The following is a 20,900-nucleotide window of genomic DNA, read 5'->3' as shown; positions in this document are numbered from 1 at the left end:
GTTGGCTTAACCATGTGCCTATAATTTTTGGTATCACTATAAAACCGTGTAGCAACTAATACTACCGTATGTTAGCTTCTGACTAATACCCCAGTCTGGGGTTTCGGCTATTTAAGCCTCTTCAGTTAGTCTTCTTAGTAAGGGGTATTGGATTAACCCCGATTAAAGGGCTATTAATTCAGATAATTGTTGTCGATATTATCTATTTTTGAGATGTGATGTTTAAGTCATTAACAATGACACATATGCAATTAAACCGGCAAATTAGTTTAATTGGTATCTAGCGGCTTACTCACCTCCTTGTGCTTAAACATCATTCGCAAAGCCTGATCCTTAGTCAAATAGGCCACAATCCATTCATAGAGTGTCTTAATTTTGTTATCGTAATTAACCAGGGAGATCAAGTGAATGAACAACCAACCCAGCAACCCGAGGAATCCACTCAGATGCAATTTATTTTTGAATAAATCGGCTACTGCATGATGGCGACCTACTATTGCCATGTCACCTCTGTCAAAATATTTAAAAGGCGTTGGTATGTTACCTTTCGCAATGGTAATAAAATTTCTCGCCAAGGTTCGGCCTTGCTGAATAGCTGGCTGGGCTAATTGCGGGTGGCCTTTTGGATAAAGATCATCAGTCTGCTGGACACTAATATCCCCTATGGCATACACATTATCCAACCTGTGCACCCTATTAAAGTTGTCAGTTTTCATTCTATTTCCAATACCAAGACTACTTTCAGGAATTCCAGCAAAAGTGTGTGCGATTATACCTGCACACCAGATCAAGGTTTTTGTCTCGACAACCTCGCCGTCTGATAGGCAAACCTGATCGTTAGTAAAACTCATCACACGGGTGTTAAGTTTAATTTTCACACCAAGCCCAATTAGCGCATTATAAGTTTCTTTATGCGTTTTTTCACTCATCGGTGCAAGTAATACAGAATTACCATCTACCACTAATATCTGACCATTAACTCCTTTTAGCTCAGGGTAGTCTTTTTCAATGATGTTATTTTTCATCTCGGCCAGCATACCGGCCACCTCTACCCCTGTTGCTCCTCCCCCGGCTACTACAACTGTCAAAAGCCTTCTTCTTTCCGCAGGATCACTTTCAATAGAAGCCTTCTCGACTGTTTTGATCAATTCATTCCTCATAAAAAGCGCATCTTCCATTCCTTTGAGTGAAATAGCATTTGCTCTGACGCTCTCATTACCGAAAAAATTTGCTTTTGCACCAGCAGCGAAAACCAAGTGATCGTAATGTATTTCACCCTCATCTAAATAGACAATCTGTTTTTCAGTATCTACCCTAACAACCTCGGCCAATCTAAAATGAATTCCTTTATCCCTAAATAACTTTCGAAAAGGATAACTAATGCTCGAAGCATCAAGAAATCCGGTTGCTACCTGGTAAAGCAGGGGAGTAAAAAAATTATAATTATTTTTATCAATAAGTGTTACATTATAATACTTATTGTTGAACATGTGCTGCGCAAATTTTAACCCGGCGAATCCCCCTCCCACAACCACAATATTTTTTTTTGCTTGCTTTGCCTTAATATTTTCCATTATCTTAAAATTAATCTTAACCGTTATGCTCAGGCTCCGTTATCACAATCCTTCTATTTTTAACTCCCATTCCATAAGAGATTGCGAATTATTCACCATTAAGCGCAATTAAAGGCACAATACTTTAATTGCGCTAACTGTTGTCGCAAATATCTATATTGAATACTTTACATTTGTCATGGTTGTGTTAAGCTTAAAAAAATGGGCGATTATATTGTCCTGATTAATATTGATTTTTTTTATTCTAAGCACATTCTATGCGACAATTACCAGATAATCAGCAGAATTGTAATACTTCAAAATCAATAAGTAAGCCACCATCATTTGGCAAACTGCCATGTTTGACAACTTCAATTTAATCTAGGGCTGGTTGCATATGCGTTGTAATTGCAATTCTGTTCCAAGCATTTATTGCAATAATTGCCATGATTGTTTGAGCAAGGGTTTTCGTTTGCAATAGCTTGGCAACATTCTGGTAAGTCTCGTCTGAAACTCCTTTGTGTATGCAAGTGATTTCTTCAGCCAAAGCCAAAACGGCTCGTTCAATTTCATTAAAAAAAGGAGTCTCTCTCCATGCGCTCAGCGCATAGATTCTTTGTTCTGTTTCACCCATTGCTCTGGCGTCTTTTGTATGAAGATTTATGCAAAACGCACAACCATTAATTTGTGAAACCCTAATTTTAATAAGCTCTTTTAAGGAGTACTCTAAATCTGCCTTGGCAAGATATTTCTCGAACCCATACATTGCCTCATATGCTTCAGGATCTATTTCTTTGATAACTACTCTTTTACTTTTGTCATTCATTATTTAAATTTTAATAATGCAAAATTGCCATAAGCTTAACAGTAAAAAGTTAATGTACTTTAAGAAATCAGGTAGCTGGAATATTTATCTTTGAATAATTGCAATTTCATTTTAAATCAGACATCCTACCAACTTACAGACATCATGAACGAACATGAAATGCTATTTAGTCATATCCGAAGATTTACCACCCTAAGTGCTGATAAAGAAGAATTATTAAGTACAAGACTAAAATATAAAAAAATTGGTCGCAAGGATTATCTCCTCCAGGAATTTCAAATCTGCAATGCCTACTATTTTGTATTATCCGGATGCTTGCGTTACTATCGGAACACGAATAATGGATTTGAACAAATTCTTCAATTTGGAATTCAAGGTTGGTGGTTAAGTGATTTTCACAGTTTTGAAAATCAGAAACCTTCTGAATATAATATACAGGCAGTTCATGATACCGAGATATTAATATTGTACAGGTCAGATTACGAAGAACTATTTGATTCAGTACCAGAATTAAATAGTTATTTCAGACTGATGATGCAAAGAGCATATTCCGCCTCACTAAAAAAAATCGAACTGTTACTTTGTGAATCAGCTGAAGAAAGATATTTACGGTTTACGCGGTCTTTCCCTGAATTCGTTCAAACGGTTCCGCAATATATGCTTGCATCATTTCTGGGCTTTACTCCCCAATTTCTAAGTATGTTACGGGGAAAAAAGGATATCATCCATACCAATAATATTAAATAGTATTTTTAAATAGAACATTTGAAATTCATCTATTCATTAATACGCCTCTTTTTCATATCCTTGTGCACTTAAGGAGAACAATAGAACATGAATTTATTGTTCAACAATCCGATATAACGATTTAATACATGCCCGGATTAAATATCCATGTTTCATTTACCTTTAACATCGACCCTCGAATACATTTAATGCGCTGATTATTCACTTATAGATGTTGGACTCGAAATTGAAAACTATTATGACTGATGATTACTTATCAGTAACCGAAAAAAGGAATCAATTTATGTGTTACTGGTCTAGTTAACTCCTGCCATCTGGACTATTAAATGATGAAAAGAGCTTATTAGTATTTCAATTACTTATAAATCACATGGCAACCATTTCAAAAGATCAAAAAGCTTTAACACTAGTAAATGTATTTACAGTAGCAGGAGACAGATAAGAAGAACTCTTGAATTTTCTCATTCAAAATACAGATGAATTCTTTATAAAAACACAGAAGTAAAAACTCTATGTTCAGTCAATAACCAATTGCTTTCTACACAGGATTTAATCGAACCCTATCATGAATATATCAACAAAACTACCTCAACTTTTTCTGCGCCTGAGTCTTGGTGTCGGCTTTATAGTCCCAATACTTGACAGACTTAGCCAGCTTGGCCTCCCAGGAGAAAAAAATATATCCTGGGGAAGCTGGGAGAACTTCATTGACTACACTAGTATGCTTATGCCCTTTTTGAACCGGCCTTTAGTGAATGTAATGGGTAGCATAGCCACTATCTTAGAATTGATAATAGGCATTGCTTTGATTCTAGGAATCAAAACACGCTTGGCTGCATTTGGTAGCTTTGGACTTACCCTAACGTTTGCAATATGCATGGCCATCTTTTTAGGTTTTAAGGCCCCTATAAATTATTCAGTCTTCCCGGTATGTGCAGGCAGCCTTTTGCTCGCAGCCATACAAACTCATGAATGGAGTGTTGATCAATATTTTTTGAATAGTCATAAAATTACATAGAGCCTCTTTATCTCAAAAAACCATTTAAATTGATTATGATATTGCGGTACCAGCCACACCAGTTGCCGCTGGTTTTGCAAAATGGTTGCAGGCTAGAACATAACCTTTGTTTAAATAAAGGCGATGCGCGTCATGTAGCATGTATCCGCTATCAAGATGGATCGATGGAATACCTTTTTCTCTCGCATCGCGGTCAACATAATCAAGCAAGGCACCGGCAAATCCCTTGCCCCTATGCCCAGGATCAGTATATAGATCGTCAACGTAAATCATCCAACTTGTTCTGAGTGTGTGCATAACTCTGTAGCCGATAAATGCCGCAGCCGTTGTGTTATCGTCAGATGGTATATACACGAGCTTGAATCGTTCGTCTTCAATCATTTTCAAGACCAGGTCGATATAAGTACTCTCATCCAAATTGGTTCTGAATGCAAAAAGTACATCTTTACAAAAGGCAACTTGTTCTCTTGTATTGGCAACTATAAAGTTCATATGATTATTAATTCAAAATCTGTTCAACCTTCTCTTTTGCAAGTGTTAATGAATCTTCTCCCAGGCCCACGCCATTTAATGAAATGTGTTTCACATCGTCGATTCCCATAATACCAAATACGGTTTTAAGATACTTCGTTTGGAAGTCCATGTGCTCATAAAAGTCGCCAGGATCATACCCCATATTCCCTCGGACCATCAAGAGGAAAACGCTTTTATCTTTTAACAGCCCTGTATATGGATTTTTTATATCGTCTTTGCTAATTAAAACCGTTTCATTTACACGTATCACCTGGTCTATATAAGCTTTTAATGCACTAGGCACTGACCAATTGTACATTGGAGTACCAAGAACGATAACATCGACATCCTTAAGTTCGGCGACTAATTGATCGCTTAATTTTAGCGCTTCAATATCATCCAAATTCCTTAGTTCTGAAGGTTTAAACGCTCCTGCAATCCACTTCTCAGTAACGTGCGGAATATTCTGCTGTCCGACCTCCCGATAAATGATAGTGTCATTTGGGTGCCTTTGCTCCCAGATTTCAACGAACACGTTAGTCATATATCTACTTATCGAGCGTTCACTACGTGCACTTGCATTAATAATTAATACTTTTCTCATTTTATTACTTTCGTTTAAGGATTATGTTTATGAGTGCTTTTTGAGATTATTTAGCCGTTTTGACATGGGCTCTCAACCACTTTATCTTGTACTATTTAATTGTTAGCTGTGCGTTATATATTGCCTGTTCACAAATGTTGCAGAATTAACTATGCAAAGATATCCTACAGTAATAAGCGTTTGACGTACCAACAAACAATACACAGGTAGTCCAGTCGTTTTTATTATATTTGTTCTCGGCCACGTAACTTATCTTCTAATGCTGCCTTATAAAAACCTACTGCTCATAGAGAAAAACAGCCACGTCGCCATTTTCAAGCAAATAGCTACGCAAATTATCCGGCTAATACAGGAAGGAAAGCTTTCTCCTGGAACTGACCTACCCAGTACCCGGGCTCTCGCATTTGATCTGGAACTACATCGAAAGACCGCTATCGCTGCATATGAACTTTTGGTTTCAGAAGATTGGATTATCAGCTTACCGCGCAAAGGTTATAAGGTATCTCCCCTATTACCTGTAGTTAAGCCGCGATCCTATCATAGCAACAGAGCCGCTGCCTATGAAACCGACCCAGGATTTCAATATGATAAACTTGCCGATATCTTTTACCCTTCATCCTCTGCACTAAAATCGGACCTGGTGATAGATGACGGTTTTCCTGACATTACTCTTCTCCCCACAGCAATATACAGTGAATACAAAAAAGCATTGGATTTTCCGGCTTTAAAAAAAATGAGTTCTAGTTGGGACGTGGAAGGATCGCCGGACTTTAGAAATGCGTTACGCAGTTTTTTGAATCAGACACGGGGACTTGATATTCGGACGGAGAATTTGCTAACTACTAGAGGTGCACAGATGGCTATATATGTTGCAGCCTCTCTTATTATTCAACCAGGGGACAAAGTGATAGTAAGTGAGCCCAGTTATTTTTTTGCAAATCTGGTATTTGAACATCTTGGGGCAGAATTAATTCGTGTTCCCGTTGATGATAACGGCATATGCACAAAGATGATAGAAGAGTTGCTTACAAAGCACACTGTTAAATTACTTTATGTAATCCCGCATCACCATCATCCTACAACTGTAACGCTGAGCAAAGAGCGAAGAAATGATCTACTTCGATTAATCAGAGATTATAAAATTGCAGTGATTGAAGATGACTACGATTATGATTTTCAATTTCAATACGATCCATACTTACCATTGGCCAGTGGGGATCATGAAGGCAATATCATTTATATTGGATCATTAACCAAAGTACTAGGTACGCCTTTTCGCCTGGGTTACCTTATTGCCGCGGAAAAATTCATACATGCCGCAGCTAAGAAAAAGATGCTCATCGATTTGAGAGGCGATGTTTTTACAGAACAAGTCATTTCGGGAATAATTGAAAACGGAGATTTGACAAGATTGATTCAAAAGTCTAATAGATTGTATCGCGGACGCTGCCACTTTTTAGCAGATTTGATAACTTCAGAGCTGGGTGAGGCGATAGAATTCACCAGACCAAGCGGAGGCATGGCACTGTGGTTACGATTCCGTGCAGATTTGCCTTTGACAAAGGTCATTGAAAAAGCATCTACTATGGGGCTAAAGATCATTGGAAGCGTATATAGTCAAGGAAGTAATGCAAAATATAATGCTTTCAGGTTTGGATTTGCATCACTGCATGAAGAACAATTAGAAAAAGCTGTAGATATCTTAAAAAGGTCCATCAATAAGTTTATGTAAGTACCCACAAAACTGGTACCCGTATATTTTCTATATCTGGGCCGCATTATTAAAGGATAAGTAAATTACTTTTGCATTAAAATTGGTATCTACTGATCATGCTAAGAAGGTTTATAGGCTTTATCCTTATTTTCACAATAATGTGTTCCAGCTTTTCAACAATTTTGGTTAACATCGGATTCTTATTAAATGAGAAATATATTGCCGAAAATCTATGCGAAAACCGCAACCGTCCATGGAAGCAGTGCCAAGGCAAATGCGTCTTAGAGAAAAAACTTAAGGAAGCTAAAGAAAAAGAAGCAGCGGAGATGTATAAAGCTCCACAATTGGAGGCCGTACTTATTAATTCTATATCGCCAGATCTATTTTATAACCTATACCAGGGGCAGGATTTTCCGCTCGATGATTTTAGATTTTCTTATTCATACCTCAAAGAGATTTTCCATCCACCAACTGTCTTCATTTAATTTCGCGGTCCATATTTTATATTCTTAGGCAATTGCCTCGCGAAAAGCTATCGCACTAAACTATATAATCCATATTCCTATCAGTTCACCAATCGCCTGACCGTAAAGGGAAGGAAAATTTAGAGCCGTCTGGTGACCTTGATCGGGAAAAGACAGCTGAATAGGAATTTTGATACCCAAGTATATGCGGGTATATATTGATAGACATTTAATTCAAATACAATGAAGACAAAAGAAATTACAAATAATAATTCAAATAATAGAAGAGGTTTTATAAAGGCTGCGACTTTGCTAGGAGCAGCTTATCTCTATCCGATGGTGTCGTTTGCAGATACTTCCCCTGGTTTAAACTCTACGTTACCAGCTCAAGAAAAATTGGTCCTTGGAATGGTAGTTTTCGACGGATTCCAGTTGCTGGATGTTTTCGGGCCTTTAGACATCTTTGGCTCGTTACGAGATAAAATTTCTATCATTATTATTGGAGAGAAAGGTGAATCGGTTAAAAGCAGTGCGGGACCGGTTTTAAAACTAGACTATACCTTTTCAAATGCGCCGAAGATAGACATCTTAATGATTCCAGGTGGCGGCGGTACTCGCCGTGAGGTAAAAAATGAAGTATTTCTAAAAGCCGTTAAAGTGCTCGCAGAGTCAGCGCCTCAGGTTGCAACAATTTGCACTGGTTCGGCGGTTCTCGCAAAAACAGGCCTTTTAGATGGTCATAGGGCTACAACTAACAAGCGTGCATATGCTTGGGCAACTAGCCAGAGCGATAAGGTCACTTGGGTGCCAGAAGCAAGATGGGTAGAAGATGGAAAATTCTTTACATCCTCAGGAATATCTGCAGGGATCGATATGGCACTTGGTCTAATTTCAAAAATGTTTGGCAAAGAAACGGCAGTTAGGATAGCCAACGGAGCTGAATACATATGGAACGACGATCCGAATCGCGATCCGTTTGCAAAAATGAACGGGCTTATCAAATAAAACCAGGTGTAGATTCACGACGTTAATTGGCCAACTTCATCAGTTGTTGGTCAATTGACCTCTCGCCTAATATTTTTACACGTTTTTATCAAAATCTTTTTGCGAGCTAAAATATAACAGTCATTCTAATGCACTTTTACCTTTTTTATCAAATTCAACCCAAAATCATCTGTAAGCATCTCGCCAATTTAATTGTCATTACATTTCTTTGGTCTCCAGTAACCAATTCGGAATAACGATTAGCTGACGAATCATGATAGCAAGCCTACTTTCCAATACAAAACTTGCTAAATATATTATCTAACAAATCATCAGTAGTAACCTTACCTGTAATCTCCCCAAGATAATAAAGCGCCTGCTTAATATCCATCGCTAAGAAATCTGAAGTAACTGGATTAATCAATCCTTCCGACACAGAAGCTAGCGCTTCCTGTGTCTTCCTAAGGGCCTCTACGTGTCTAATATTGGTAACCATCGTATGGTTCTCGGAAAGCTTGTCTCCTACTGCAGTTTCATACAACAATTCCTTCAGGTCTTCCACGTGGTTATTCTCTTTCGCGGAGATTGCGATAAACTGAATATCAGGAGATAATTCCAATTCCTTAACCCTGTCCTGGTAAGACAAATCAATCTTATTTGCTACGGCGACGAAAGCCATTCCAGGTCTGTAGAGACTGGCGATATCCTCTTTAATCTCTGTGCTGGTTAAATTCACCACGTCAAACAAGTACACCAATACAGCAGACTGGCTAATCTTCTGCATTGTTTTCTCTACTCCGATCGCTTCGATTGCATCTGTAGCCTCGCGGATTCCGGCAGTATCAATTAATCGGAAGTTGATTCCGTTGATATTTAATACCTCTTCAATTGTGTCACGTGTAGTACCGGCAATCTCACTAACAATCGCTCTGTCTTCGTTCAGCAAAGCATTTAGCAAGGTAGATTTACCAGCATTCGGACGGCCGGCAATCACTGTATTGATACCTTCCTTGATCACATTTCCGAGTTCGAAAGAACGGATCAGTTTATTCAGGACGATGGTAATCTTATTAATTAATTCCTGCAATTGATCTCTGTTAGCAAACTCGACGTCCTCTTCCGAGAAGTCCAGCTCCAGTTCGATCATGGAGGCAAAATGGATCAGCTGGTCGCGTAATACATTCAGTTCTGTGCTGAAACCACCTCTTAACTGGTTCATCGCCACGCTGTGTGCAGCTTGTGAGTCAGAAGATATTAAGTCTGCTACTGCTTCTGCTTGTGAAAGGTCCATGGCGCCGTTTAAAAAGGCGCGTAAAGTGAATTCACCCGGTTTGGCGGCAGTAGCTCCTTTTTTGATAAGCAAAGTGATAATCTGCTGAATGATATAGTTGGAACCGTGGCACGAGATCTCCACGACATTCTCTTTTGTATAAGATTTAGGGCCTACGAATAAACTCACGACTACTTCATCGATGACGATATCACCATCTTTAATTAAACCGAAATGTAAAGTATGCGTAGGCTGCTCTGACAAATCCTTACCGCTAAATACCGAGTTAGTAATGGTAATAGCATCCTTCCCGGATAAGCGGATTACGCCTATGGCTCCAGCGCCGGCCGGGGTAGATAAAGCTACGATTGTGTCATTTGTAATCATTAGAGAAAATCCTTAAGTTTAAAGAAGGGACAAAAGTACCTAAACATTTTTAAACCATTTGGTGTTTAACCATTGAAATTTAACATCTATAAGTAAATATGAGAGAAATACCGCTCACCGTAAAACGGTCTATTGAGTTGTTGGGATTGGGCCTGCTGGGTACTATATTCGTGATCGGAAGTAACATTATTATGCCAGTGATCATGGCATTTTTCATTAGCATTATGCTCGTTCCGATCTACCGCTTTTTGCGGAAGTATAAATGCCCGGAGATCCTAGCTATAATTCTGCCTATCCTGATGGTAGCTGTGTTTGTAGGGCTGATTGTCTGGTTCTTTTCCGCTCAGGTGGGGCAGCTCGCAGCCGACTTCCCGCAGATTAAAAAGAACGTCTCTATGCACCTGAAATCACTGAGCGAATGGTTCGGGCAGATTACGCATTACTCCACCTCGGAGCAGATGGATTTCATCAATAAGAAAAGCAATGATTTACTGAATATGGCAGGTGGAATGGCCAGCGGTGCCGCAGTAACCTTAAGTTCAGTATTTGTGTTTGTAGGTCTTTTACCGATCTATATCTACCTGATCCTATTCTATAAAGATATCCTGCTACGCTTTATTTTTATGTGGTTTAAACCAGACCATCATCCTAAAGTTAAAGAAGCGATCTATGAAACAGAGTCTATTATTAAAAGTTATCTGGTCGGTCTGTTAATTCAGGTTACCTATATGACAATCCTTTTAGGCGGTTTACTCCTGCTTTTTGGAATTAAACATGCCCTGCTAATCGGAATTATCTTTGCCCTTTTAAACCTCATTCCTTATGTAGGTGCCCTAATCGGTAATATCCTGGGGGTGCTTTTAACCCTGACCGCATCTACCTCATTAACGCCGGTAATTACGGTATTAGCTGTAATTGCTGCTGTACAGTTCCTGGATAACAATATCCTGATGCCTAGAATTGTCGGATCCAAAGTGAAGATCAATGCTTTAATGGCGATTCTGGGGGTGATTGTAGGTGGAAGTATGGCCGGCGTATCCGGTATGTTCCTTTCTATGCCTATTATTGCGGTTCTTAAAATCATCTTTGACAGAACCGAAATGTTCAGACAATGGGGAGTATTATTTGGTGATGAACGACCTGCGAAGAGCCCGATGAAGATACCCTCTTTCAGAAAAAAGAAACCTGTCCCGACCGAGCCAGGCGTTCAAAAGGATATTTAAAGCATGGTAAGTAAATTAATATCAAATGATAAGGCCTGGAGCGAACGCTTCAGGCCTTATCATTTGATTAAAGATTGCTTTAAAACCCAAATCTTTTCTGCATTTGCCTATCCTATCAGCTGTGGCATATAGGTTTTTTACCCACGAATTCACTTGATTCCTAATTTCCCATGCGGAGATCTTTGACACTTTCCTGAGTCAAGGTAACTTCCTCAAAATCACTGACCATGCCCTTATCAACCGGAGACTGTGAACTCAAACCGACCCAAAGTTCTTTAGGATAATTGTTTTGGTAGAGGCGTACCATATACCAGTTTTTCTTATCCATCGAATAATAGCTGGCTACTGTTTGTGTATCTGACGTGATCTTCATGTATACCCAGGGACTTTCCACAATATCATGATTGTTATCATCGGAAGTTCCGATCGTACGGACTGTTACCATTCGGTGTTTTCCACGTTCGTCCTGCTCAAAACAATATTTCTGATAGAAGTTATCATTTACATATAGATACAATACACCAGCACTATACATTCCTTTTTCAGTAAAGCCCGGGGTAACTTTCGCTGTTAAAGTAAAAGGCTTGGTATTATCGACCTTTGAAAGTAAGATAGGCGCACTTGTATTAGATAATTTTCCATTTGGATCTGAGAAGTAATCTTTCTTCTCCCCTACACTAAATTGCACTTTTCCTTTGCTGTCTACACTGGCCAGCGTATCGGCCCCGTTAATAGATTTGGTGAAGTTAATACCAGATATTTGCACGTTGCAATCCGTCCCGCTTACACGCGCAGAATCTCTACCTGAGACAGCCTCTGTATTTACTGAATCGTTCTGGGCAGACTTTTCTGCATGATTACCGCAACTGCTAACCAAAATTACGCCTAGCAGCGTAGTGATACAAGATATTTTTGTGTTGTTAAATGTTTTCATATTTTTAAAATCAATCAGCGGAAAAAACTATTTTCGGCCACACAAAGTTAGGATCGCCTCTCCGGGATGGCAATACCTCAAATTAACCATTTTATAACCTGGCGATGGACACCACTGCAGCGGTCAAGAACCGATTATCCGCAACTCTTTTAGGACAGGATTTCTCCTGCGCAGAGCAGAATGACAGTCTGCTGGCAGCCTATAAAGAGATGGCAGAAAGCTATGCTAAGATCGATCATAGTGTTGTTGTGCTGTCTGATTTCCAGTCAAACCGCAGCTATATTTATGCAGGTAACTTTGGGAAAGTTTTGGGTTTAAACCCTGGTAACAGCATGATCGACTCCTCCTTTGAGGAAGCTATCTTCAGCAAGATCCATCCAGATGACCTGATTGAAAGGCATGTGCTGGAGTTGAGCTTTTTCCAGTATCAAAAAAAGCAGGTAGCAGATCAACGTCAGAAATACAGCACTTCCAGCCGTATCCGGATATCAAACTCACAGGGTGGGTTTATTTATACCAACCACCGTATTATTTACCTCAATAGCCTTCCTAATGACAGCGTATGGCTATCCCTCTGCGTTTATGCACCCTCAACTTATCTCGATCCGCATCCCGGAATTGATGGTAAAATCATTAACAATGAAACCGGAGAGAACATCTCATTTCATAAGTACAGGCAATTTGGAAAAATGCTCATCACCAAGCGTGAAATAGAAATTCTAGGTCTTGTCGCCAAAGGCATGAGCAGTAAACAAATTGCCGGGCATTTGCATATCACAGAATATACCGTCCGCAGACACCGCCAGAATCTCATTTATAAAATGCAGGTTTCGAATGCCAGTGAAGCAGTAAAAACTGCGATGATTATGGGACTGATTTAAATTATCGCCACGCGACAAGATTCTTTCTACATTCGATCTGGTTCCCTTCAAATTTCCTTCACTGTTCCTTCGTTGTTTGTTCAATCTCGAACGAAGGAAAAGCGAAGGAAGTCCGAACGAACTCCGAACAAAGTGTGCAGCAAATGTTGAAGAAACCAAAGCATGACTACCTTAACCTATGGTTAAATAAAATCGAAAACACATGACCGTAAACTAGTCAAACCCGAGCCACAGCGCCTTTTGCCCCGAAATAGATAAATCATCTCTTCTATCGAGGATCAAATGACGTTTTATTTTGATGAGAACTAATTTTCCGGTACCTTAATTACCAAATCGCAGATACTCATAACCATGGTGGATAAGAAGTATTTATGATATTTTAAAATGATAGAAACCACGACCGGAAAAAAGCGGATCCTTTCGCTAGATGTCTTCAGAGGATTAACCATTGCTGCAATGATTTTAGTGAATACAGCTGGTGATGGTAAGTATGTGTACGCACCATTACAACATTCAAAATGGAATGGCTGTACCCCCACGGATCTGGTATTTCCGTTTTTTCTGTTTATAGTAGGCGTATCCATTGTATACGCACTGGAAAGCAAAAAAGCAGATTTTGATAACCATAAAAACATCATTTCAGGAGCCTTGCGCCGGATGCTCATCTTAATTGGATTGGGTTTATTTATAGCTTTATTTTATCGTTTCGACTTTCAGCACCTCCGTTTTCCGGGAGTATTGCAGCGTATTGGAATAGTCTATTTTTTATGCACCCTGATTTATTTGAAGACCAGGCAGAGAACGCGCGACTGGTTAGCCGGGATAATTTTAGTATTGTATTATGTGGTGCTTACCTATGTACCTGTACCAGACGGAAAGGCTCCGAATTTAGACCCCGAATCTAACCTTGCGGCATGGGTGGACCGGGCCATTTTTACCACTGACCATATTTATGCCCATACTAAACTTTGGGATCCAGAGGGCTTATTGAGTACAATACCTGCGATAGTTACGACACTTTTTGGGATCAGGATCGGTGAATTCTTAAAAAGGACGGATATAAGTGCGAATAAAATATGCGGTAATTTAGCTTTAACCGGCGTGGTCGGCATTATCCTTGGATTACTGGTCGGTTTAATTTTCCCGATTAACAAACAGCTGTGGACAAGTTCTTACGTGCTTTACGCAGCAGGCTTATGCACAGTAGGACTAACTGCAGCTTACTGGCTGATAGATGTGAAAGGCTATAAAAAGTATACCTGGGTATTTGTAGTTTTTGGGGCCAATGCGATAAGCGCTTATGTAGTATCAGAGATAGTACCAGGCATGCTCAACTGGATAAGTGTGCACCACGAGGGTACTAAAATTGGAGGTATGAAACTAATTTACGATAGTGTTTTCAAGCCTTACTTTTCTCCCTACAATGCTTCTTTACTATTCGCAATATGGTTTGTATTGCTGATTTGGGTATTAATGTATATCCTCTACCGAAAAAAGATCTTTATCAAAGTATAATAACACAGGTATTAACCTCCTTCTGCACAACGGTAACTAGCCGCTCAATCCTTAAAAAAGGGGCTGTCATTCAACGGCATTGGGACGTCAATGAATTTCGCGAAATAGTGTACTGCTCCCGGGAATAATTCTCGGTTGTGGGGCATCCTTAAAAGGCAGTATCTATATTTAGATTTTCCTGTTTTTGAACAGTACCAGATTCATCATTATCAAGTCTTTTAGTTATAAATGCCGATAGCTTCTCATCCGAGGTGTCCCGCTCCTTTTGAGCAGTAACTTTAGCCAATCTTTCCGTTTCCAATTTCAACTCTAAATTTTTGATGATTTCTTGTTGTTCCAGATATTTACTTCGTAATACTACAGCACTTTTATCTATGAACCCGACAATTTCAGCTACGACAACTTTATTTTAGAAATCACTTATAAATCTCGACACCCCAAGGAATAGGTAGGTAACACTCAGGATCAATATGGTAAATAAGAACACGTGAAGTAGATTCAGATAGAAGGGTATTTCACTAAAATATTGTTCAATATAACTTAGTCTTTTGTCGAGTGCAAGCTTACTGTCGAAGTAAAACAAGCTATATACCAATCTCCAGTTGTGCACGATCCATACAACCACTAGCGTCCCCAGAAATGGATTTTTAGTTCTTTCTTTAAAATTTTCAAGTACCGAATTGAGCGTATCTTTAACCATAGATAGATATAAATTAAATGAAAGTAGACAAAAAAGCCCGTATCAAGATATGATACGGGCTTCAGTTTAGCAAGAACTCTAATTTATTATTTTACTATACTACATTCTTTCCGGAACTTCAATGCCTAAAATACGTGTACCGGATTTCAGGATATTTGCCGTTACCCAGCTCAGATTCAGACGTAATTGTTTCAATTGCTGATCTTCCTCTTTCACGATCGGTGGAACTTCATGATAGAATTTATTAAACATCTTCGCCACTTCATAAATATAATTCGCTAAGCTGGCCGGACTGAATGATTTAGCTGCACTGGCAATCTCAGCCGGATATTTAGCTAATAAAATGATCATTTCCAGTTCGGTAGCTGATAAAGGGATCTGATTATCTACACGTTGATCTTCTCTGAAATCTGCTTTCAACAGCAAGGATTTGATACGTGCATGTGTATATTGAATAAACGGCCCTGTATTACCCTGAAAATCTATTGATTCAGCAGGATCAAATAATAAGCGCTTTTTAGGTTCAACTTTTAGCAGGAAGTATTTTAAAGCTCCCATACCGATATTAAAGTATAGTTGCTCTTTCTCTTCTTCGGAGAAACGATCTACCTTCCCTAAAGCTTCTGTTTTTTCTTTTGCAGTGGCAACCATCTCAGCGATCAGATCATCTGCATCTACTACAGTACCTTCACGGGATTTCATTTTGCCGCTAGGTAAGTCTACCATTCCATAAGATAAGTGGTACAGCCCTTTAGCCCAGCTCTTCCCTAGTTTTTCCAGGATCAGGAAAAGCACTTTAAAGTGATAATCCTGCTCATTACCTACCACATAGATAGATTCATCCAGCTCAAAATCATCTTGTTTCATTTGTGCTGTACCTAAATCCTGGGTGATATATACCGAAGTACCATCGGCACGGAGAACCAGTTTCTGATCAAGTCCGTCTGCAGTGAGGTCGATCCATACAGAACCGTCTTCTTTTTTGTAGAAAACTCCGCTCGCCAGGCCTTCCTCGACAGTATCTTTACCTAACAGATAGGTATTGCTTTCATAATAAAACTTATCAAAATCTACCCCTAGGTTTTTATAAGTGACTTCAAAGCCGTTATAAACCCAGGTGTTCATAGTTTTCCAAAGGGATATTACCTCGTCATCTCCGGCTTCCCAGGCTAAAAGCATAGCTTGCGCAGCTTTGATAAGCGGGGCATTCTTTTTCGCTTCTTCCTCAGTCTGACCTTCCTGTTTCAGTGCTTCGATCTCTTTTTTATACTCTTTATCGAAAATCACATAGTATTTGCCAACTAAATGGTCGCCTTTGATACCTGCGCTTTCCGGCGTTTCACCATTACCCCATTTCTGCCATGCCAGCATAGATTTGCAGATATGGATGCCCCTATCATTGACCAGGTTAACTTTATATACTTCTGAACCGCTTGCTTTTAAAAGTTCTGAAACAGAATAGCCGAGTAAGTTATTTCTAACGTGTCCTAAGTGCAGGGGTTTATTGGTATTTGGAGAAGAATATTCTACCATCACTTTTTTACCGTTTGCCGGGATCGTTCCAAAATCGGGTCTCAGAATGGTTGTATTAAATAAATCTACCCAATGCGCATTAGCAACGCTCAAGTTCAGGAAGCCTTTTACGACGTTGAAACCAGTGATTTCATCGACATTGGCCTGCAGATATTCACCCAATTCAGTAGCAGTAACTTCTGGTGATTTTTTTGAAAAGCGGACAACCGGAAAAACAACTAAAGTAATCTGACCTTCAAATTCACTTCTGGTATCCTGCAAATTCACTTGTGCTTCAGGAAGATCCTGACTATATAAACTTTTGACTGCTTCTACAGTCTTGGTGACGATATGTTGTTCGATATTCATAATTCTATTCGTTTCTTAAAGCATTTGTTGCTTTAACTAAAATTTCAAAGGCGTGTTCAGCCATTTGATTTTCCCTGTCGAGGGTCGGGTTCACTTCTACTATCTCAAAACAACATACTTTTTGAGCGGCCAGTAGCCTGCTCATTAGATTTCCTGCTTCTTTTTCTGTCAATCCCTGCGCAACTGGCGTACCTGTACCTCTTGAAGTAGTTGGATCAAGCGAGTCGACATCAAATGAGACATAGAGCAAATCGCAGGCATCAAGATACTGTAATGTCTCAATTACTATACGTTCTACTCCTCTTTTCCGCAGTTCGGCTGTAGTATATATTTTAACTTTATTCTTTTTGAGCAGCGACTCTTCCGGCTTTTCCATATCTCTTGCTGAGATGAGCACGAGGTCCCGGTAAGTTATTTTAGGTGCGATATTACCAACATTTTTTAATTGGTACCAGTAATTTAACGTTTCCTGATCCAGCTCATTGACTTTCGCGCCTAAATTATCTTCGTCTAAAACCATCGCCAGCGGCATGCCATGCATATTACCGGACGGTGTGGTATATGGCGAATGCAGATCGGAATGAGCATCTATCCAAATCACGCCAAGCCGGGACTTCGGAAATGCTTTCTTAATACCGGCTATCGTACCTGCAGCAGTACTATGATCGCCTGCGAGTACAATTGGAAACTCCTGATTATCTAGTGTTTCGGTAACTTTATCTGCTACTCTTTCGACCATAGTCAGGATTCCGGAGATTCTTTTTGCGTAAGGACTTCCGGTACCTTCCAGCAGCAAATGGTTCTCATTCGGGATTTCAACTGAATGATGTTTTTTAAAAAATCTGCTCCCGAAATCAAGTGCGGCAATTTTAATCGCATCCACGCCAAGGCTAGCTCCGCGCGTACCTGCACCTAACTCAGACTTAACTTCTATTATTTTTAAGTTCTTCGCCATAAAAAAAATTACCAGTGTATTCTAAAGTGATTATCTTTGGCACCAAAATTAACTCATTTTAATTTGCCAACCCTTTAAATAATTGTTCAAAAATATAAAAAATGCAGAGTTACTCCGAATTTCTTGATCTAAGTGTAGGTTTCCCTCAAGAGGGATATAGCGTTATTGATGACGAACTATACTTTCAGGATCTGAATTTAATGGAAATGATTGAGACTTATGGCACGCCACTACGTTTCACTTATCTTCCGATGATCACTAAGAAGATTCAACAGGCTAAGCTGTTGTTTCAAACCGCGATCATCAAGAACAATTACCGTGGAGATTATAAATATTGCTATTGCACTAAGAGCTCCCACTTCAGGCACATCGTTGAAGAGGCTTTAAAGAATGGCATCCACCTGGAAACATCGTCTGCTTTTGATATGCCGATGATTGAGGCCCTGGAGAAAAAAGGCTCCCTCACGAAAGATATTACCGTAATCTGCAATGGTTTCAAAACCTATCAGTATAAACAGTATATCATTGATATGTTGCATGATGGTTATAAAAACATCATTCCTGTACTTGATAATAAAGAAGAGTTTAATCTTTTTGATGATGAAGTAGAACTGGACACGCCTTGTAACCTGGGTATCCGTATCGCGGCTGAAGAGCAACCAGATTCACAATTCTATACTTCCCGTTTAGGTGTACGTATGGAAGATGTGATTGACTTCTACAACAACAAGATTTCTGCAAACCCTAATTTCAGGGTTAAATTGCTGCACTTCTTTATCAATTCTGGTATCACTGACTCTCCATATTATTGGAATGAGCTGGAAAAATATGTGACCCTGTATTGCAAATTCAAGAAAATTAATCCTGAACTGGACACTTTGGATATCGGTGGTGGTATGCCTTTCAAAGATTCACTGGTATTTGATTTCGACTATGAATACATGGTGAACGAAATCGTAAAAAGGATTAAAGAAATCTGTGCTGAGCATGATGTGGTAGAACCGGATATCATTACTGAATTCGGAAAATACACTGTTGCTGAAGCTTCTGGTATCTTGTACAAGGTATTAGGCCGTAAGCAACAGAATGACCGTGAAAAATGGTTGATGCTGGATGGCTCTTTCATCACTAATTTACCTGATGTTTGGGCTTTAAACCAGAAATACATCTTACTGCCGATCAATAACTGGGATGCAGAATATGAACGGGTAAACTTAGGTGGAATCACCTGCGACGGACAGGATTATTATAATCAGGAAGCGCATATGAACTCTGTATTTATGCCGAAAACGCGTAAAGTGCAATACCTTGGTTTCTTCAATACCGGAGCATACCAAGAGGTATTGAGCGGTTATGGTGGTATCCATCATTGTTTATTGCCGAGCCCTAAGCACGTAATTATCAGAAGAAACCGCGACGAGACTTTCAACTTTGAGGTATTCGGAGAGGAACAAAACAGTAAACAGGTACTAAAGATTCTGGGTTATACCTAGGCGAATATAAGAGACACAAACCAGCGGCTTTAATTAAATAAAGCCGCTTTTTTTATGTCTGAAATTTAGATTGGAATTTAGATTGGAATTTTAAAATCGCACTATAGTCCGGCCTTACCTCTAACGGACCGCCATTCTTTTATTAAATTCTTGCTGCAAATCATCTATTTGCTGATTATAACCTTTCTGGTCTTTAAAAGCAGCTGGATTATATGCATCGCCGGGCTTATGTTTAGTATGCAAACCAAATTGACTGGCATGTGAAGATACCCATAGATCAAATGTCAAACCTTTCATCGCCTTTAAAGTATACGCATAATCCTTAGCAATCGTGGGATAAGCCTTAACATCAGCAAACTTTTTCTCGGTAACTATCGTCGGCATATTGGCGATCAGCACCCTGTAATAACCTTTATCGTCCTTCGTATCAAAGATAAAACTGCAGGAACCTTTTGTATGTCCGGGATGATGCAGCATATTCAGCGTTGTCCCACCTAACACCACCTGATCAAAATCCTTCAAAAAACGATCGGCCTTAACCGGCTGATAAGTACTTCCATGCCCGCCCAAAGCATAATCTGATTTCCCGCCATCTTCCATTACCTGTGCATCCCCACTATCTACCATCACCTTTGCACCGGTCGCTTTCTTAATCGCCGCCATTGCACCCATATGATCATAATGTGCCTGAGTAGTCAATAATATCTTCGTATCAGCGAACTTAAAGCCCAGCTTCTCGATACTCGCCTTAATCTGCGCAGCAGAACTCGCCAGCCCAGTATTGATCAAAATATTGCCCTTCGGAGTCGTAATCAGATAACAGGCCAGATCATAAGTACCTACATAATACAAATTACCTGCAATCCTAAACGGCTGATAAGCCTTCGACCACTCCGCCGGTACATTTGACGGCTCCTGCACTTTCTGAGCCGCAGCCGTCAAACCAAACCCCGTAACCGCAATTGCCACTACAGCAATCTTAAACGTTTTCTTAAACATAATTTCAAATTGAATCCGGACATCATCATGAAAAAGAAGATCCAAACGATCTCCAAACCGGACCTGAAGATATAAATTCCTATAAACTAAATCGAAGTTTCTTACAGGTTACAGGTAACTGGCAAAAACCATAACCCATTTTAATTGCGTAGCCCACAAAAAGACCCTAAACAAAAAAAGCGCTCTTACGAACGCTAACAACTAACTCCTCTCCAACAAATGCTAAAAAACAATACGCC

19 protein-coding genes are annotated in these 20,900 nt (G+C 39.5%); 8 read left to right on the top strand and 11 right to left on the bottom strand.

Annotated elements, in window-relative coordinates:
- Window positions 1–269: 269 nt before the first annotated feature.
- Both BLR53_RS00450 and BLR53_RS00445 read right to left on the bottom strand, forming a co-directional pair.
- Window positions 270–1,574 (bottom strand): NAD(P)/FAD-dependent oxidoreductase, encoded by a 1,305-nt coding sequence (locus BLR53_RS00450; protein WP_074586128.1) that lies wholly within the window; start codon window positions 1,572–1,574, stop codon window positions 270–272.
- A 355-nt stretch (window positions 1,575–1,929) separates the two neighbouring features.
- Window positions 1,930–2,379 (bottom strand): carboxymuconolactone decarboxylase family protein, encoded by a 450-nt coding sequence (locus tag BLR53_RS00445; protein ID WP_074586126.1) that lies wholly within the window; start codon window positions 2,377–2,379, stop codon window positions 1,930–1,932.
- Window positions 2,380–2,523: 144 nt separating this feature from the next.
- On the opposite strand from BLR53_RS00445, the gene BLR53_RS00440 reads away from it, so the two are divergent.
- Both BLR53_RS00440 and BLR53_RS00435 read left to right on the top strand, forming a co-directional pair.
- Entirely contained in the window at window positions 2,524–3,126 is a 603-nt protein-coding gene (locus BLR53_RS00440; protein ID WP_074586123.1) for a Crp/Fnr family transcriptional regulator, read from the top strand.
- 565 nt (window positions 3,127–3,691) lie between these two features.
- The gene (locus BLR53_RS00435) at window positions 3,692–4,144 is read left to right on the top strand and encodes a DoxX family membrane protein (RefSeq protein ID WP_083331952.1); all 453 of its coding nucleotides are present in this window, start codon (window positions 3,692–3,694) and stop codon (window positions 4,142–4,144) included.
- A 33-nt stretch (window positions 4,145–4,177) separates the two neighbouring features.
- Here BLR53_RS00435 and BLR53_RS00430 read toward each other — a convergent pair whose 3' ends face one another.
- Window positions 4,178–4,636 carry a GNAT family N-acetyltransferase gene (locus BLR53_RS00430; protein ID WP_074586118.1) on the bottom strand — a complete coding sequence of 153 codons (459 nt, stop codon included), beginning with the start codon at window positions 4,634–4,636 and terminating at the stop codon, window positions 4,178–4,180.
- A 7-nt stretch (window positions 4,637–4,643) separates the two neighbouring features.
- On the bottom strand, window positions 4,644–5,261 hold the full coding sequence (locus tag BLR53_RS00425; RefSeq protein ID WP_074586116.1) for an FMN-dependent NADH-azoreductase: 618 nt from the start codon (window positions 5,259–5,261) through the stop codon (window positions 4,644–4,646).
- A gap of 259 nt (window positions 5,262–5,520) precedes the next feature.
- On the opposite strand from BLR53_RS00425, the gene BLR53_RS00420 reads away from it, so the two are divergent.
- Both BLR53_RS00420 and BLR53_RS00410 read left to right on the top strand, forming a co-directional pair.
- Window positions 5,521–6,993, top strand: coding sequence for an aminotransferase-like domain-containing protein (locus BLR53_RS00420; protein WP_074586114.1), 1,473 nt, complete (start codon window positions 5,521–5,523; stop codon window positions 6,991–6,993).
- Between the two features lie 689 nt (window positions 6,994–7,682).
- Window positions 7,683–8,444: a DJ-1/PfpI family protein gene (locus tag BLR53_RS00410; protein ID WP_074586110.1), complete on the top strand. Its 762-nt coding sequence runs from the start codon at window positions 7,683–7,685 to the stop codon at window positions 8,442–8,444.
- Window positions 8,445–8,709: 265 nt separating this feature from the next.
- Here BLR53_RS00410 and mnmE read toward each other — a convergent pair whose 3' ends face one another.
- Window positions 8,710–10,080, bottom strand: a complete 1,371-nt coding sequence (gene mnmE, locus BLR53_RS00405; protein ID WP_074586107.1) for a tRNA uridine-5-carboxymethylaminomethyl(34) synthesis GTPase MnmE — start codon at window positions 10,078–10,080, stop codon at window positions 8,710–8,712.
- 98 nt (window positions 10,081–10,178) lie between these two features.
- On the opposite strand from mnmE, the gene BLR53_RS00400 reads away from it, so the two are divergent.
- Window positions 10,179–11,303, top strand: coding sequence for an AI-2E family transporter (locus BLR53_RS00400; protein ID WP_037445001.1), 1,125 nt, complete (start codon window positions 10,179–10,181; stop codon window positions 11,301–11,303).
- Between the two features lie 160 nt (window positions 11,304–11,463).
- On the opposite strand, the gene BLR53_RS00395 is transcribed toward BLR53_RS00400, so the two are convergent.
- Window positions 11,464–12,237 (bottom strand): DUF1349 domain-containing protein, encoded by a 774-nt coding sequence (locus BLR53_RS00395; protein ID WP_074586105.1) that lies wholly within the window; start codon window positions 12,235–12,237, stop codon window positions 11,464–11,466.
- 104 nt (window positions 12,238–12,341) lie between these two features.
- Between BLR53_RS00395 and BLR53_RS00390 the strand changes: the two genes are divergently transcribed.
- Complete coding sequence (locus tag BLR53_RS00390) at window positions 12,342–13,118, top strand: response regulator transcription factor (protein WP_074586103.1); 777 nt, start codon at window positions 12,342–12,344, stop codon at window positions 13,116–13,118.
- Window positions 13,119–13,502: 384 nt separating this feature from the next.
- Window positions 13,503–14,633: an acyltransferase family protein gene (locus BLR53_RS00385; protein ID WP_074586100.1), complete on the top strand. Its 1,131-nt coding sequence runs from the start codon at window positions 13,503–13,505 to the stop codon at window positions 14,631–14,633.
- A 148-nt stretch (window positions 14,634–14,781) separates the two neighbouring features.
- On the opposite strand, the gene BLR53_RS19875 is transcribed toward BLR53_RS00385, so the two are convergent.
- From BLR53_RS19875 to rocF, 4 genes are all read right to left on the bottom strand, one after another.
- Window positions 14,782–14,940, bottom strand: a complete 159-nt coding sequence (locus BLR53_RS19875) for a hypothetical protein (protein WP_176763493.1) — start codon at window positions 14,938–14,940, stop codon at window positions 14,782–14,784.
- A 102-nt stretch (window positions 14,941–15,042) separates the two neighbouring features.
- Entirely contained in the window at window positions 15,043–15,333 is a 291-nt protein-coding gene (locus tag BLR53_RS00380) for a hypothetical protein (RefSeq protein WP_074586098.1), read from the bottom strand.
- Between the two features lie 99 nt (window positions 15,334–15,432).
- Window positions 15,433–17,214: an arginine--tRNA ligase gene (gene argS, locus BLR53_RS00375; protein WP_074586095.1), complete on the bottom strand. Its 1,782-nt coding sequence runs from the start codon at window positions 17,212–17,214 to the stop codon at window positions 15,433–15,435.
- Between the two features lie 4 nt (window positions 17,215–17,218).
- Entirely contained in the window at window positions 17,219–18,169 is a 951-nt protein-coding gene (gene rocF, locus BLR53_RS00370; RefSeq protein ID WP_037445017.1) for an arginase, read from the bottom strand.
- Between the two features lie 101 nt (window positions 18,170–18,270).
- Between rocF and BLR53_RS00365 the strand changes: the two genes are divergently transcribed.
- The gene (locus BLR53_RS00365) at window positions 18,271–19,662 is read left to right on the top strand and encodes an arginine decarboxylase (RefSeq protein ID WP_037445023.1); all 1,392 of its coding nucleotides are present in this window, start codon (window positions 18,271–18,273) and stop codon (window positions 19,660–19,662) included.
- A 120-nt stretch (window positions 19,663–19,782) separates the two neighbouring features.
- Here the strand turns inward: BLR53_RS00365 and bla are convergent, their stop codons facing one another.
- Window positions 19,783–20,661 (bottom strand): subclass B3 metallo-beta-lactamase, encoded by an 879-nt coding sequence (gene bla / locus BLR53_RS00360; RefSeq protein WP_074586093.1) that lies wholly within the window; start codon window positions 20,659–20,661, stop codon window positions 19,783–19,785.
- Window positions 20,662–20,900 lie beyond the last annotated feature (239 nt).

This window comes from Pedobacter antarcticus (assembly GCF_900103515.1).
Classification (GTDB): domain Bacteria; phylum Bacteroidota; class Bacteroidia; order Sphingobacteriales; family Sphingobacteriaceae; genus Pedobacter; species Pedobacter antarcticus.
This window is presented reverse-complemented; position numbering and strand designations above follow the sequence as displayed.